This is a genomic window from Endozoicomonas sp. Mp262 (assembly GCF_025643335.1).
Taxonomy (GTDB): Bacteria; Pseudomonadota; Gammaproteobacteria; order Pseudomonadales; family Endozoicomonadaceae; genus Endonucleibacter.
The window spans coordinates 2,707,157-2,722,266 of sequence record NZ_CP092489.1 but is presented as its reverse complement, the minus strand read 5'-3'; the positions used below and the strand labels follow the sequence as shown (position 1 = coordinate 2,722,266).

Below are 15,110 nucleotides of genomic sequence, written 5' to 3'. Positions count from 1 at the left end.
ACAAAGGCAAGCGCCTCGTTCGCAACGTCCCGAGACTGTCGCGAAACTGAATGCAGCGTGCACAAAACGGGATTGATTCTCTTTTTTTTAACCACGGAGACACGGAGGCACAGAGTTTTTATAATTTTAAACTATAAATCTCCGTGTCTTTGTGCCTCCGTGGTTAAAAAAAATAACTTTTGCGACATCCTCTCCCCGCTGGGAATAGATACAGGTATTTCAACTGATTCAATAGCTGTATGGATATTCACACTTCCCCGCACTAGGCGCCTGTTCATATAGACAGGTACCGAGGCTTCCTGAAAAAGAACCCTATCTCTAGGGACTCTTATCCGATAGATAAGATTAAAGCAGTTATCGAAGCCTCTGCATAGCTCCATTAAGCTACGAGCTTCTATGGCTGACAAACCACCAGGTGTGGCTTTGGTTGAAAAAAACAGCAAGAAAAAACGGCCCCAAAGGGGCCGTTTCAAGAAAGGAGAATATTAAGGAACTTACAGTTCTTTAATCATATCTTCAGCAGGAACATAAGGCAGATCCAGGGCAACGGATACATCTTCGCAGGTGATACGTCCCTTGCAAACATTCAGGCCGTTCAGCAGGTGCTTGTCTTCTTCCAGTGCCTTTTTAGTACCCTTGTCAGCCAGGGCCAGCGCGTAAGGCAGGGTAGCGTTGTTCAGGGCCATAGTGGAGGTACGGGCCACAGCACCAGGCATGTTGGCTACACAGTAGTGAACAATGCCGTCAACAATGTAAGTAGGCTCAGCGTGAGTGGTTGCCTTGGAAGTTTCTGCACAGCCACCCTGGTCAATGGCCACGTCAACGATAACCGCACCTTTCTTCATGGTGGAGATCAGTTCACGGGTAATCAGCTTGGGAGCAGCAGCACCAGGCAGCAGTACAGCACCAACAACCAGATCAGCAGATGCAACGTGGTCAGCCAGTGCCTTGGAAGTGGAGTAAACAGTCTTCAGGCGGTTGTCAAAACGCTTAGCCAGACGACGCAGTACGTCCAGATTGCGATCCAGAATAACAACTTCTGCACCCATGCCCACAGCCATTTCAGCTGCATTTTCACCCACAACACCACCGCCGATGACAACAACTTTGGCAGGTTCAACACCGGGAACACCACCCATCAGTACAGCGCGACCACCCTTGGCTTTTTCCAGAGAGTGAGCACCAGCCTGAATGGACATACGGCCAGCTACGGCAGACATAGGTGCCAACAGAGGCAGGCCACCCTTGGTATCGGTTACAGTTTCATAAGCGATGCAGGTAGCGCCGGACTTGATCAGGTCATGGGTCTGTTCAGCATCCGGAGCCAGGTGCAGGTAAGTGAACAGAGTATGGTGAGGCTTCAGGCGGGCACGTTCAATTGCCTGAGGCTCTTTAACCTTAACAATCATCTCTGCCTTTTCAAAAACTTCGTCGGCAGTTGCCAGAACTTCTACGCCAGCTGCACGGTAGTCGTCGTCACTGAAGCCAATGCCTTCCCCCGCATGGGTTTCAACGAAAACTTTGTGTCCATGGGCTACCAGCTCGTGTGCAGACGCAGGTGTCAGGCCAACGCGATATTCGTGGTTTTTGATTTCCTTAGGGATACCAATGTACATCTTAGACTCCAGACAAAGTTCGTATATTATCCTGAACGGTACACTCGGATTTGCCTGCTTGATTCAGGCGACTAAAGACTTTACCGAACAAGAGTAGGAGGGGTTATCCACCCACTTCATCAACTAGTGATACTCATCAGTTATAAACATCATCGCACATCATTAATGGTAAAAAATTGACAAAAGTCATCAAAATCAACCATAAAAACAAATCCATGGCAGTTTATTACTCTTTTAAACAAAGGTTATTTCCTGATTTTCTTTCCCACTTTGATCACTATCATTTTTGTTTCTCGGGCAACCGCCTTAATATGCTGCCCTCACCATCAAGGCTTACAACCCATTGGAATTTACCCCATGCATGTTCCGGTCAAATCTCTAAAGTCCTATCCCTGGTGGCTCAAACCCTTTTTCTGGAGTCAAAAACGCCGTTACGGCAAGGTGCTTAAGCCGGGCTTGTTATGGGCGCGGGTTCCACGCCTGTTTGCGGCAGTGGCTGCATTATATGGCGTACTGGACAGAAAAAGTTCTCCTGTTTCCCCACAGCTTCGCTCCCTGGTAACAGTACGGGTATCACAAATTAACTGGTGTGAGTTTTGTGTTGATATCAATGCCATGACTCTGGCAAAAAGGGCTGGTAGTACGGAAAAAGTCAATGCCTTGGAAAACTGGCAAAACAGCCCGTTATTTGATGAAAAAGAGAGAGTCGCACTGAAATATACAGAGGCAGTGACTTATAGCGACCGCCATGTCACGCCTGAACTAATGAGCCGGGTCAAAAGGCACTTTGATGAAGATGCTGTGGTTGAGCTAACAGGGCTGATTGCCTTTCAGAATCTTTCCAGCAAGTTCAATGCAGCATTAGATGTTCCCGCTGAAGGCTTTTGCAAAATACCCGCTAAACCTGCCCGGGCCACCCATGAAGAGAAACAGCAATGACCCGCAAAATAAAGAGATGGGTACTCCGGCTATTGATTGTCAGTATTTTGGGTGCTATAGCTCTGGCTGTAGAGCCTATACGTTCTATGCTAATCGACATGGTTGCTATCATGTCCCACGTGGATATTGATAAAGCCAAAGAGTACATCCTCAGCTTTGGTATATGGGCACCGGTTATATCGGCAGTAATGATGATACTTCAGGCCATAGCCGCACCCTTACCTGCTTTTATTATTACATTTGCCAATGCGGCTATTTTCGGATGGTGGCAGGGAGCCCTATTATCATGGAGCAGCTCCATGGCAGCAGCTGCATTATGTTTTGTATTATCCCGCTGGTTTGGTCGTGGACTTACAGAAAAGCTGGCAAGCCGTTTTGCCCTTGAGCAAATTGATCTGTTTTTTGCCCGCCATGGGCAATATGCCATCCTGATCAGCCGACTGCTTCCTTTTGTTTCCTTTGATGTAGTGAGTTATGCTGCCGGCCTGACCCCAATCAAAACACGCTACTTCCTGTTGGCCACAGGTATAGGACAGTTACCAGCTACGCTTATTTATTCCTATGTGGGTGGCATGTTGACGGGCGGAGCCCAGCTTTTTGTCACCGGCTTGCTGACCTTATTTGCGGTTACCGTTGCTATTTATTTGATTAAACGGGTTTACCACAAAAAAAATATCACTTCAAAAACACCTGCTATTGCCCCAGGGGTACGACTATGAAAAACACTCACCCATTTCACTTTCTTTTTACTTTATCTCTTGTCAGCCTACTTTCCCTGACATTTGCCAATACGGCCCTGGCGGCAAAATCCGACTACTTTGTAAGTGCTGATTTTGTCCAAAACCACCTGGATAAATTAAAAATTATCGATGCCAGGGGGTACAAGGCCTATCTGAAAGGACACCTTCCAGGAGCCATCGTTACTGACTGGCAATCGCTATCCAATATGGATGGAAACAGTGGCGATAAACAATGGGGTACTTTGGCAGAAAACGGCAGGCTGGAAAAACAAATACAAAAGCTGGGGATCACAAACCAGGATGCTATTGTTGTGTACTCTGATACACCTAATGGCTGGGGAGAGGAGGGACGAATAGCCTGGAGCTTGATATCAGCAGGTTTCTCCAATGTAAAGCTGCTTGATGGTGGCTACCCTAACTGGCAGCAAAAGAATTACTCAACCAGCCTGTTGCCTGCCCTTTTTATCAAGGACAGTGACTTTGTCATCAATGTACGTGATAACTCACTTACCATCAACACCTCGACCCTTCAGGAAAATTACACCAGGATAACGCTGATTGACACCCGCACAGAAGAAGAGTTTAAAGGAGCTACGAATTATGGTGAGACAAGGGGCGGTCACCTGCCAGGCGCAATAAATATCCCTTTCAACCACCTGCTAAATGATGACGGCACCTTAAAATCAGGGCAGGAAATAGAAACATTAATGGCAAAAGCGGGCATAAGCAAAGACAGCGATATAGTCACTTATTGCACTGCTGGCATTCGCTCCGCCCATATGCTTATTGCTTTGAAAGCAGCGGGTTACAGAAACGTAAGAAACTATGATCAGTCCTATTATCGCTGGGCGGCACTGCCTTATACTCGAGTTGAATAACTAAAAAAGCCTTTTAATTAAGGCTTTTTTAGTTATCACAGCCACTCCCCATTCAAACCTTTAAAACAGCACCCATTTTTTGACATAAGTTAGGGAAAAGCTTGCGGGCAATTGCTAAAGTGCGCACATATCGCGACTATTGAACTCGCTGTAGAAGGAAACCCCTCGTGTCTTTGGATACCTTTGCCAGAACCCGTATTTCAGGTGGATTACCATTGCCCCAAAATACGTTTCATAATCAGTCTCACCATAATCACTGTGGTTCGCGACTGTTTCAAGTCAGCTGCCACAACTCAATAAAAGTCAGTTACTAACAACTGATTCTTACCATCATTTCAATCACCCGTCTTTCGTTTATGAAAACCAGGGACATTTTATGTATGCCATTGGAATAGATATTGGTTCCACTGCCGCTAAAGTAGCGGTGATGAGCCAACAGGCGCTAACGGATCATTTTGTCATACCCACAGGCTGGAGCAGTGCTGAAACTGCAAAAACCATCCATGACAAACTGGTTAAGAAGGGCATTAATGAAAATAACTCAAAAATTATTGCCACCGGCTATGGCAGGGTAGCCGTTCCCTATGCCCATAAAACTATCACAGAAATCACCTGTCACGGCAAAGGCTCAACCTTCTTTACCCATCAGGACTGTACCGTTGTGGATATCGGTGGCCAGGATACCAAGGTCATTTCCATGGAAAGCGGCCGGGTTGTTAACTTCACCATGAATGATAAATGTTCAGCAGGCACAGGTAAGTTTATAGAAGTAATGGCCAATACCCTGGGGATTACCATTGATGAACTCACCAACCTTGCCACCTCAGGCTCTGATATCAATATTACCTCCATGTGTACTGTTTTTGCCGAGTCCGAAGTCACCAGTCTGATAGGCCGTGGCGAGAAAAAAGAAAATATCGCCTTCGGCATCGTTGAGTCTGTGATTAATAAGGTTAAATCCCTTTGCATAAAACACGGCAGGGATAAGCATTATCTACTCACTGGCGGCTTAAGTGGTAACAGCTACATCATCCACAGCCTGGAAAACAGCTTACAAGCCAAGGTTACCGCCAGCCCTCTGGGTCGATACGCGGGTGCTATTGGTGCCGCCCTCCTGGCCAAAGAACGTATTCATTAAAAAAAGGTTATTTCCATGAGTTCTACAATGATTCCCACCCTGCCTGACCAGTTTGAAGAATTTGCTGAAGCCCGCCGTAATGGTTTTCTTTCAGTAAAAGCTTTCAAGGACAAGGGTGAAAAGGTAGTAGGCACATTCTGCACCTTTACCCCGAAAGAAGTGATTTACGCGGCAGGAGCCCATCCGGTATCCCTGTGTTCAGTGAGCGAGGAAACCATCCCTGATGCTGAAAAACACCTGCCAAGAAACCTTTGCCCATTGATAAAGGCCAGCTATGGCTTTGCCCTCACTGACAAATGCCCCTACATGTACTTCGCCGATATGATCGTGGGCGAAACCACCTGTGACGGGAAAAAGAAAATGTATGAGCTACTGGGTGAAATCAAGGACACCCATGTTATGCAACTTCCCCAAACCCAGGAAAAGGGGCATGCCATGACACTGTGGCAAGATGAGGTTCGCAGACTGATAGGGAAACTGGAGGACAAGTTCGACGTTACCATCACAGAAGAAAAACTGCATCAGGCCATTAAAACCTGTAATGAAGATCGCCGACTGCTAAAAGCCTTCCACCAATTAGGAAAACTTAAACCTTCTATTATTTCAGGTTTTGACCTCTTTACCGTATTAAATGGTGCCAGCTATACCTTTGACCGTGAAGCCATGCGGCAAAATGTTCGGGAAATGATTGACAGCCTTAGTGCAAAATATGAAGCCGGTGAGGCCAAATTCCCGGCGGATACCCCGCGTATATTGATTACCGGTTGCCCCATTGGCGGTGTTGCCAACAAGGTCATTCGAGCGATTGAGGATGCCGGTGCCGTAGTTGTCGCCCTGGAAAGCTGTCTGGGTTATAAGGAACTTCATCAGGAAGTTCAGGAAGGTATTGATCCCGTAGAGGCCATCTCCAGAAAGTACCTGGATATCCCCTGTTCGGTAATGACCCCCAATAAGGGGCGTGAGCAGCTATTACAGGCAATGGTCGACGAATACCAGGCCGACGGTGTTATCGACATCGTACTTCAGGCTTGCCATACCTATAATATTGAAAGCCACAATATCCGCAAAATTATCAGTGGTGATAAAGGCATTCCTTTTATGACCCTGGAAACCAACTATTCAGAATCTGACACCGGGCAGATAAAAACCCGTATGGAAGCGTTTATTGAAATGCTGTGATAGTGTCCTGTTAGAAAACCCTGTTGAAAACAGTCGGTAATGGATCAGAGTATGCACAGCACTTCTATAACTCTTGTTATTGCGAAGATCTGACCCACTACCGCTTTCAGCTCTTTTAAAGAGGTTCGTCAAAAAGAGGGATTTTTTCCAATAGCTCGTCTAGTGACGTATAAGTACTTGTGCTTGAAAAAGAAGAATCTAAACTGTTATCTAAGCATGTGGAAACTGATACTGGGCTATCAATGCTATAACAAGGCTCGGTTAATTGTGGCTTAAAAGTCTCTTTCGGCTTGTTATTTTCCACTGAAGAGGCTGGCATTAGTTCACCGGCATTATCCGAGATATTGGATTGAAAACGACTTGCTATTGTATTGCCTTTCTCGATCGCTTTAGCCCTTATTCTTTTTCGTGGAGATAGATCTCTAATCCTGTTCGAACTACTTGCTATTATTTTACTTTTACTTTTACTAGGTGCTTCAAACTTTTTTATTTTCTTCCGGGGCTGGTATTTATAATTTGGATACATTTTCCGGTGTTGCTCGCTAACTATAGCTGCTCTTTTTATATATTCTTCTTTTAGTTTCTCATCCAGTCCACGCCATTGCTTACCAAGAGTCCTTGATATCTCCGCATGATGCATCCCTTGTTCATGAAAAAATGGTCTAACATCTTTTGAATAAAGCATAAAGGAATTCATAGGTCTCGGTATTTTTTCACCTTTAGATCTAGATCGCTTATTTTCTTTTGTACTAAAGTAGGATTTAACATCTGAATCAACAGTATTACAACCAGAATAAAACCCCATTGATTCTTTACAAACTCCCTCTGGTAGATGGCATGAATAAATATCAGTAACACATTTATTACCTGATGATTTAGATTGAAATACTAAAAGACCTACACCCCCAAAAAGATCATACTCACCATTATAGACAAAATCTTTATTTTCCAAATTACCAATTTGTTCAAGTGAAGAATTGACAGTACTACTTGCAATTTTCGATGCACAGTAATCTACTCTCCAGCTGGAAGGCATAGAAAACTCAATTATTCCATCACTTGCATTTATTTCCAATAGGTGTCCCAATGAATTATTAAAGGTGCCTGAATAAAAAATAACTTCATTATAATCAATATAACTTTCTAAAAAGGCAACAACCAAACTATATGATGATTGAACTAAACCACTGCTATTAAATAATAAACAAAAAAAATGGGTCCGCCCATCGATAATACTTTCTACTATATTATCACCCTTATCAAAGTCAAGCACTTCAAATGAAAAATCAGATTCTGGCAAATCATATTGCAAAGTGATTTTCCTAGGTGGCTGTTTAGGGTGAAAAAAACCCTGAAAAACGGTTGTTTCAACTTCATGATGGAGAGGTTGACTAGCATCCATAATTTTAAAAGATGTTCCAGAGAAAGTCACTGATATTTCTTCAGCTGAACTAGTACTACAGAACACTGTTAAATATGCACCTATAAAAAAGGTATAAATCCATAGATACCTATGCAGATCAATCAATCTGCTCTTTCTATTTGCTTGAAACATATAACTACCAATTGCAAGAGACGAGACTAAGAAAGCAGCTGTTTGAGCCTTCATTAAAATATAAATATGACTTTGGAAAACATATTTCCACATCATGCGACAACCTGAATAAGTAGGCATTTTTATAAATTACCAAACAACAGTACCTTTATTGCTCGCAGTTTAATAAAAGTGATTTTTTTCTGACCATTTATTTATAGCCTATTTTATTCAAAAATTATCGAGAAATATCCACCTACTTCTTTTACTTACCATAAAAATTAATCACGTCCAGGCAAGCACCCACAATCACAATCTAACCTCTCAAAAAAACAAGAAACAGAAAAATCAAAATAGGGGTAAATTTGACGACCAGGATAACTACTACCATCAAGCTTGAGTCCCCAGCCCTTTACACGACAAACAGTCATTTATAGTAAACACAAAAGTAAAAATTGAATGATTTAGTCATCTTAAATCGATTCGACACCTTGCCAGAGAGTCTGAGCAGGGCACAAGATGGACATATTTTGATCAGCTCAACCTTTAACGTAAATCTTTCCCCCTTCTTTTTGATATGTATTACAGCAACAACCTGGCTTATCTGTTAATTTACTAACTATTCGCGACTATTGAACTCGCAGTATAAGGAATATAACAGTGACTTTTTGCCCAGCCGCCAGAAAATCTTCGAAGGCATTCAACTCTTCTATTTTTCAGACAGTCACTCCCCCAGAACCTACCTTTTTTTATGAAACAGTTCATGAAAAAGGCTCTGGCGCAGCTATTCCCGCATGATGAACGTCGATGATCGTTGGTATTGACAATAAGGCAGCAAAAATAATGAAGCCGATCAAAACTGAGCCGCCAATTAACAAAGCGGAGCTTTAAAGAAAAAATGTCACCCCTGAACGTAGCTACGATATGGCCGGTTATGATGTATCGAATGGAATCACCCTTTTCTCTTCAATACCATGAGTTACTGTGTAAAAAAGCCCCTCCCACGTTTTTATCAGCCAATGCAAAAAATAGCCCTGTATCCATTTCCATAATGCTATACGGACTCCTTTTGAGCGGGTTCTTAAAGCTTCCTGAAACTGGGGACAGCACAGTTCCTGTATTTGATCTACGAGAAAAGCAAGCATCGTCAGATAGGCCAGATTTGTGGCTAAGTGCTTCTCACCGTGACCGTAGTTATGTTCGAGATCGTAGCCTTGATTTTTCAGGGTGTTAAACGTCTGGTTCTCAATATGCCATCGGCAGCGCCCTCCTTTCATGACGGGTTCTATGGTTTCTTCGTTAAGCGGAATATCAGTCACCCAGCACCAGATATGCTGTTTACCTTTTTTATCGGTTTCGACAAAATCAAGCACATTAACCTGTTCTGCATATTTTGCCTTGTTCAGCCTGACGTCATTGGCATAGCGAAACCACCACTTAATTCCAGTCTCTTCATTAACTTTTTCAGCACGGTGAACTTTTCCTTCTTTATCCAGCTCATCCATCGCTTCAACCAGCGAGGCATGGTTGCCATCTTTCGCGACAATGATGTAATGCCAGCCATAACTCTTAATCAGTTGGACAGTGGGGTTGTCAGCATAAAGACTGTCCAGAAGAATAACGAACTTTAGACGTGGGTGATGCTCTCGTATGGTGGCAAACAACCGTTTAATGGCATTTTTTTCACAGTCATTTTTGGTCGAACCGTCCTGGCAAACTATGGCTTCCGGTGCCAATGGCAAGACTGTTTTTTGATCCGGGTGAGCAATGCATGCTGCCATTAACTGGTGGTAGTGAGCTTCGTTGGCCTTTCCCTTATTTTTAGTACAGCACTCCTGACAAGGTTTTTTATTATTGCAGGAGTAAAATAGCCCAGTTCCATCGATCGGGAGCAAGTAGTGATTTTTCAAGTTCCCGCAGTGAAATTCGAATGCCTTCAGTAATCCGCCCCTTTGGACGTTAGACAGCAATGTCTTAAAAGGCTTTTTGAACTCTACGGGATCTATTGGATCCAGGATTTCCCGCATACTGGTATCACAGGGAGCACGTTTTTTTATCTGATACAGGTGCTCAAGGTTATGCCTTACTTCTTGCTCTGTTTTATCACGCTCAAACGAGAGGAGCGATGGGTACTTGAGATGCATCATGGCAAAAGCGGACATGGAGGCATCATGTATTGTTATTTTTCTGGAATCCTTGTTTGGTCGGACATCTGGAATTTGCTCATAACTTTCAGAAATCGTAGTAATTAAACTGTTTGCACAAAGATGCTTACGACTTTTTTGGAATGGATAAGCCATGAGAGACAGCCATTGATAAAGTATCCCTATCAAAAGTAGACGTTATTTTGTGCGAAATCACTCCATTTGGAATTTACTGTAAGCCTTGCTGTTGCAGTGATTTAATTGATGTCACGGGAATAGCTGGCTCTGGCGTATTAAACGAAGACCAAGTGCTGATTAAGGACAATACCTATGCAGTATTTGATGGTGCTTCAAGCCTGGTGAATAATAGCTGGCAAGGTAAAAGTGGAGCCTGGTGGGCAGCAAAATGTGCTGCGGAAACCCTATCCCAGAAAACGCATAACAACTCTGACCTTTCCCTCTCACATCTGTTTATCAAAGCAAACCAGAAAATTGCGGGACAGATGGAGCAAGCTGGAGTTGACCGGGAAAATCGCTTGGGTCTCTGGTCCTGCACAGGGGCTGCCATCCGGTTTTATCCGGGCCTTATGGAATATGCACAAATTGGCGATTCATTGATTCTTTGTATAAAAAAGGATGGCAGCCACTTTTTACCTGCCCCCTATCATAACCATGACCATGAAACCTTATCTGCATGGCAGGCACTGGCAAAACAAGGCTGTACCAATATCCGTAAAGCCCTGTCAGCCCTGATTGCTAAAACACGACTACAAATGAACAGGCGCTTTGGGGTGCTCAACGGTGAACAGCATATGACCCACTTTTTAAAGAGTGGCACTGTGCTTTTAAAAAATATCAAGGCCGTGCTTATTTTTACCGATGGCCTTCATTGGCCAAGCGAGCAGCTTTCCGCAAGAGCCGACTTCTCAACGCTGGTAAACGGCTATTTAACATCAGGGCTTCACGGGTTGCATCAAGGCGTTCGAGCGCTTGAACGGCAGGATCCCTTGTGTCAGCGTTACCCTCGCTTTAAACAACATGATGATATTGCAGCCATTGCACTTAATCTAGGCACAATGATTGATGGTTAATGGGAAGTTATATGAGTTGTTATTCCCATTAAATGACACTTCTTTTATATTTTTACTGTACCAGAGTTGCCATGCGCTATTCTGTAGGCGGTAAGTACCCTGTCAAATACTGCATCCCAGGTAAAATTCGCCAGGGTTTTACTGGCTTGTGGGCATTCTTTATCTGAAACAGGCTGTTGGCAGCGGTAAAGCTGCTGTTGTATAGCCTGGGCAAGATCAGCCGCAAAAGCATGGCCTGCGTCTTTTACCGGCTGATCCACTGACTCTAATTCGGGGAGATTAACGAGGGTCGCACAGTTGGATGGTTCAGGCAATATATATTCAACACCAGGCAAACGGGTAGCCACCAACCTGCAACCACAGGCCATGGCTTCCAGAAGCACCAGGGGCACTCCTTCAAAAAAAGAAGGTAATACAAAAATATCTGCACCTGCCATTAACCCAGCCAGGGTTTTCTGATCCACATTGCCATGCACTATAACCCTCGGGTCCAGCATTGCATCAGCAATGATTTTCTCTGCTTCCGCCCCACTCCCTGAACCGCAGAGATGCAGGGTTACCTCTTTTCCGGAGAGAGACCGAAAAGCCTCCAGTAACCAGGGAACACCTTTCGCATTAGCCAGCTTACCTGCATATAGAATAGAAAAGCGATTTTCGGTGATCTTATTTTTTGGCCGAAAAATCGATGCATCATAACCGACTCCTGCCACATGAATTCGGGAGGGGCAAATATCATATAACTCGCTAATCTCTCTCGCCTGGGCAGGGCTAAGAGCAAGAACGCCTTCCAGCTGAGCACAACCTGATATCACCCTTTCCTGCAAATGAGGATTAACCCTGAATTGGCGCAAGTCGGAACCATGACAAGAGGCTACAACCGGAACAGCTGGAAACCATTTTTTAACCAGAGCCGTCATCAGCCAAAGATGATTGCTATGAATGATATCCGGCTGGAAGGATTCAATGGCATACTCCAGTTTTTCTAATAGGGACCTTTCATAAAGAGCAACCAAATCGGCAGACATGTCCCGAAAACGGGTGGATGAATAAGGCATGACATCACTCATCCCCACCACTGGAAAGGGGATATCGCCGCCTTCACCAAAGTACACAGGAAAGAAACGATCGATAGAGTCAGCCCTACTCCATTGATGTTTAGCAGGCATCCCCGCTAACAGTCCGTTTTTAAACCCCTGAGCGGCAGATTTTTTAATCATTTGATTAATATAAATTCCGCTGCCAGTCATCTCAGGACGCTGACTTAATAAATGAAGAATTTTCAAAAAGCACTCCAGCCCTTGCGAGGTCTGGATTCTACCTAAGCTTGATAGACTCCTCAATTGAATGGCTATGAATTATTTCAAACAGCCTCTAAAAGTCATTTGCAGAATCGCAGAAATATCAATAAATTCAAAGCCGATATAATCCTAACCATTCTGGTAGTGGCTATGCCCCTGCCTTACAGATAAAAAAAGGATAGCTCAATGCCCGCACAGATTATCAAGTCCAAAGCCGCTGTCGCCTGGCAAGCTGGCCAACCCCTTTCACTGGAAGAGGTGGATGTAATGCCTCCTGAAAAAGGCGAGGTGCGTATAAAAATCGTTGCCTCAGGTGTCTGCCATACGGATGCCTTTACCCTGTCCGGTGATGATCCTGAAGGCATTTTCCCCTGCATCCTGGGTCACGAAGGAGGAGGAATTGTTGAGTCGGTTGGTGAAGGCGTCACCAGCGTTAATGTAGGCGACCATGTTATTCCCCTTTACACGCCTGAATGCGGTGAGTGCAAATTTTGCCAATCAGGCAAAACCAATTTGTGCCAAAAGATTCGTGAAACCCAGGGCAAGGGTCTAATGCCTGATGGGACTACCCGTTTTTATATAGAAGGTAAGCCTATTTATCACTATATGGGTTGTTCTACTTTTTCTGAATACACGGTATTACCAGAAATATCTCTGGCCAAAATTAATCCAGAAGCCCCTTTGGAGGAAGTGTGTCTACTGGGCTGTGGTGTAACCACTGGCATGGGTGCCGTAATTAACACAGCCAAGGTGGAAGAGGGAGCAACCGTTGCAATCTTTGGCCTGGGTGGCATTGGCCTGTCGGCAGTTATCGGCGCAACCATGGCCAAAGCCAGCCGGATTATTGCTATCGATATTAACGAAAATAAATTTGAACTGGCTCGTAAACTGGGTGCCACCGACTGTATTAACCCAAAGCACTATGATAACCCCATTCAGGATGTAATCGTTGAATTAACCGATGGTGGCGTAGACTACTCTTTTGAATGTATCGGTGATGTCAATGTCATGCGCTCTGCCCTGGAGTGCTGCCATAAGGGTTGGGGTGAGTCTGTTATTATCGGCGTTGCCGGTGCCGGGCAGGAGATTTCCACCCGTCCTTTCCAGCTGGTTACCGGTCGCGTCTGGCGTGGCACAGCCTTTGGTGGTGTAAAAGGCCGTTCAGAATTACCTGATTATGTTGAGCGCTATATGAAAGGTGAATTCCAACTGGATGACTTTATTACCCACACTATGGCGCTTAAGGAGGTGAATACCGCTTTTGAGCTGATGCATGAAGGAAAAAGTATTCGCTCGGTTATTCACTTCGACCAATAATCAGTCTGGTTTATAGCCGGACTCCAATAAGTGTCCATTCATATACAAAACATGCAGTATTCCGATGAACATCGAAAATATTAGTGCCAATAAAAGCTTTAATGGCTGGCATAAGCAGTATAGCCACAGCTCAGAAACCCTGAAATGTACCATGCGCTTTGCCATTTTCCTGCCGCCACAGGCCTCCAATGATAACAAGGTCCCTGTTCTTTACTGGCTGTCAGGGCTCACCTGCTCTGACGAAAACTTTATGCAAAAATCCGGAGCCTTGCGCATCGCAGCAGAGCTGGGTATTGCTATTGTTGCCCCTGATACCAGTCCCAGAGGCAATAACGTCGCCGATGACAAAAGTTATGATCTCGGTCAGGGGGCTGGTTTCTATGTCAATGCCACCCAGGCGCCCTGGAACCATCACTACCAGATGTACGACTATGTTATCAGCGAACTTCCAAAGCTTGTTGAGTCCATGTTCCCGGTTAATCAGAAGCGAGCCATTGCCGGTCACTCTATGGGTGGGCATGGCGCCCTGATCATTGCCCTGCGTAATCCTGAACGGTACAGATCAGTCTCTGCATTTAGCCCAATCAGTAATCCCATAAATTGTCCATGGGGAAAAAAGGCATTTACCGCTTATTTAGGCAGTGATCAAACAACATGGGAAAAGTATGATGCAAGCAAGTTACTGAGCCACACAACCCGGTTTGTACCCACACGGGTTGACCAGGGTGAAGCCGATGAGTTTCTGGCGGAGCAATTACAAACCGGAGCGCTGGAGTCCGCAGCAAAAGGGAGTGGTTTTCCCCTTGAACTGAATTATCATAACGGGTATGACCACAGCTATTATTTTGTTGCCAGCTTTATTGAAGCGCACCTTCACTTCCACGCCAATCATTTGAAATAGAGCATTTAAATTCTAGACTCGTTCCCAGGCTCCTGCCTGGGAATGCATACCTCTCAAGCCGTAAGTCTGATACTAACTGGAAGCACCCGTAGGCATTCCCAGCGGGGAGAGGCTGTCGCGAAACCCAGTCCTGTAGATAAAAAGTAGGAGGTTTTACTCCTTTTTTTCACCACAGAGACACAGAGAACACAGAGCTTTCATTGCTCTTAAAAAATAATTCTCCGTGCTCTCTGTGCCTTTATTACGCCCTTTAGGGTGCTGTGGTGAATAAAGTGTCTTTTGCGACACCCTTGGGACGCTGGGAACGAGAGGGAACAGCGGTGTTCTGACTGGGC

12 protein-coding genes are annotated in these 15,110 nt (G+C 44.7%); 8 read left to right on the top strand and 4 right to left on the bottom strand.

The window, feature by feature from the left end; translation table 11 throughout:
• Positions 1 to 494: 494 nt before the first annotated feature.
• Positions 495 to 1,616 (bottom strand): alanine dehydrogenase, encoded by a 1,122-nt coding sequence (gene ald / locus MJ595_RS12030; protein ID WP_263078127.1) that lies wholly within the window; start codon positions 1,614 to 1,616, stop codon positions 495 to 497.
• A 357-nt stretch (positions 1,617 to 1,973) separates the two neighbouring features.
• Between ald and MJ595_RS12025 the strand changes: the two genes are divergently transcribed.
• The 5 genes from MJ595_RS12025 (at position 1,974) to MJ595_RS12005 (ending at position 6,490) form a co-directional block, all read left to right on the top strand.
• Positions 1,974 to 2,555, top strand: coding sequence for a carboxymuconolactone decarboxylase family protein (locus MJ595_RS12025; protein ID WP_263078125.1), 582 nt, complete (start codon positions 1,974 to 1,976; stop codon positions 2,553 to 2,555).
• Positions 2,552 to 3,274, top strand: coding sequence for a TVP38/TMEM64 family protein (locus tag MJ595_RS12020; protein ID WP_263078124.1), 723 nt, complete (start codon positions 2,552 to 2,554; stop codon positions 3,272 to 3,274). The genes MJ595_RS12025 and MJ595_RS12020 overlap by 4 nt, the downstream gene beginning before the upstream one ends.
• Entirely contained in the window at positions 3,271 to 4,173 is a 903-nt protein-coding gene (locus tag MJ595_RS12015; RefSeq protein ID WP_263078123.1) for a rhodanese-like domain-containing protein, read from the top strand. The genes MJ595_RS12020 and MJ595_RS12015 overlap by 4 nt, the downstream gene beginning before the upstream one ends.
• Positions 4,174 to 4,549: 376 nt before the next feature.
• Positions 4,550 to 5,311 (top strand): acyl-CoA dehydratase activase, encoded by a 762-nt coding sequence (locus MJ595_RS12010; RefSeq protein ID WP_263078121.1) that lies wholly within the window; start codon positions 4,550 to 4,552, stop codon positions 5,309 to 5,311.
• A 15-nt stretch (positions 5,312 to 5,326) separates the two neighbouring features.
• On the top strand, positions 5,327 to 6,490 hold the full coding sequence (locus MJ595_RS12005) for a double-cubane-cluster-containing anaerobic reductase (protein ID WP_263078120.1): 1,164 nt from the start codon (positions 5,327 to 5,329) through the stop codon (positions 6,488 to 6,490).
• Positions 6,491 to 6,605: 115 nt separating this feature from the next.
• Here MJ595_RS12005 and MJ595_RS12000 read toward each other — a convergent pair whose 3' ends face one another.
• Both MJ595_RS12000 and MJ595_RS11995 read right to left on the bottom strand, forming a co-directional pair.
• Positions 6,606 to 8,165, bottom strand: a complete 1,560-nt coding sequence (locus MJ595_RS12000) for a hypothetical protein (protein ID WP_263078119.1) — start codon at positions 8,163 to 8,165, stop codon at positions 6,606 to 6,608.
• A gap of 791 nt (positions 8,166 to 8,956) precedes the next feature.
• Positions 8,957 to 10,324 (bottom strand): transposase, encoded by a 1,368-nt coding sequence (locus tag MJ595_RS11995; RefSeq protein ID WP_263078002.1) that lies wholly within the window; start codon positions 10,322 to 10,324, stop codon positions 8,957 to 8,959.
• A gap of 47 nt (positions 10,325 to 10,371) precedes the next feature.
• Here MJ595_RS11995 and MJ595_RS11990 point away from each other — a divergent pair, with 47 nt between their 5' ends.
• A complete protein-coding gene (locus MJ595_RS11990) occupies positions 10,372 to 11,259 on the top strand; it encodes a protein phosphatase 2C domain-containing protein (protein ID WP_263078117.1) in 888 nt (295 codons plus the stop codon).
• 44 nt (positions 11,260 to 11,303) lie between these two features.
• Here MJ595_RS11990 and MJ595_RS11985 read toward each other — a convergent pair whose 3' ends face one another.
• Positions 11,304 to 12,542 (bottom strand): glycosyltransferase family 4 protein, encoded by a 1,239-nt coding sequence (locus tag MJ595_RS11985; protein ID WP_263078115.1) that lies wholly within the window; start codon positions 12,540 to 12,542, stop codon positions 11,304 to 11,306.
• 216 nt (positions 12,543 to 12,758) lie between these two features.
• Between MJ595_RS11985 and MJ595_RS11980 the strand changes: the two genes are divergently transcribed.
• The gene (locus MJ595_RS11980) at positions 12,759 to 13,874 is read left to right on the top strand and encodes an S-(hydroxymethyl)glutathione dehydrogenase/class III alcohol dehydrogenase (protein ID WP_263322502.1); all 1,116 of its coding nucleotides are present in this window, start codon (positions 12,759 to 12,761) and stop codon (positions 13,872 to 13,874) included.
• A gap of 70 nt (positions 13,875 to 13,944) precedes the next feature.
• Positions 13,945 to 14,775, top strand: coding sequence for an S-formylglutathione hydrolase (gene fghA / locus MJ595_RS11975; protein ID WP_263322501.1), 831 nt, complete (start codon positions 13,945 to 13,947; stop codon positions 14,773 to 14,775).
• The last annotated feature ends 335 nt before the right edge of the window (positions 14,776 to 15,110 follow it).

Bases quoted from the DNA above. Each gene is read 5' to 3' on its own strand.
- ald (WP_263078127.1), bottom strand. From the start codon at position 1,616: ATGTACATTGGTATCCCTAAGGAAATCAAAAACCACGAATATCGCGTT.
- MJ595_RS12025 (WP_263078125.1), top strand. From the start codon at position 1,974: ATGCATGTTCCGGTCAAATCTCTAAAGTCCTATCCCTGGTGGCTCAAA.
- MJ595_RS12020 (WP_263078124.1), top strand. From the start codon at position 2,552: ATGACCCGCAAAATAAAGAGATGGGTACTCCGGCTATTGATTGTCAGT.
- MJ595_RS12015 (WP_263078123.1), top strand. From the start codon at position 3,271: ATGAAAAACACTCACCCATTTCACTTTCTTTTTACTTTATCTCTTGTC.
- MJ595_RS12010 (WP_263078121.1), top strand. From the start codon at position 4,550: ATGTATGCCATTGGAATAGATATTGGTTCCACTGCCGCTAAAGTAGCG.
- MJ595_RS12005 (WP_263078120.1), top strand. From the start codon at position 5,327: ATGAGTTCTACAATGATTCCCACCCTGCCTGACCAGTTTGAAGAATTT.
- MJ595_RS12000 (WP_263078119.1), bottom strand. From the start codon at position 8,165: ATGCCTACTTATTCAGGTTGTCGCATGATGTGGAAATATGTTTTCCAA.
- MJ595_RS11995 (WP_263078002.1), bottom strand. From the start codon at position 10,324: ATGGCTTATCCATTCCAAAAAAGTCGTAAGCATCTTTGTGCAAACAGT.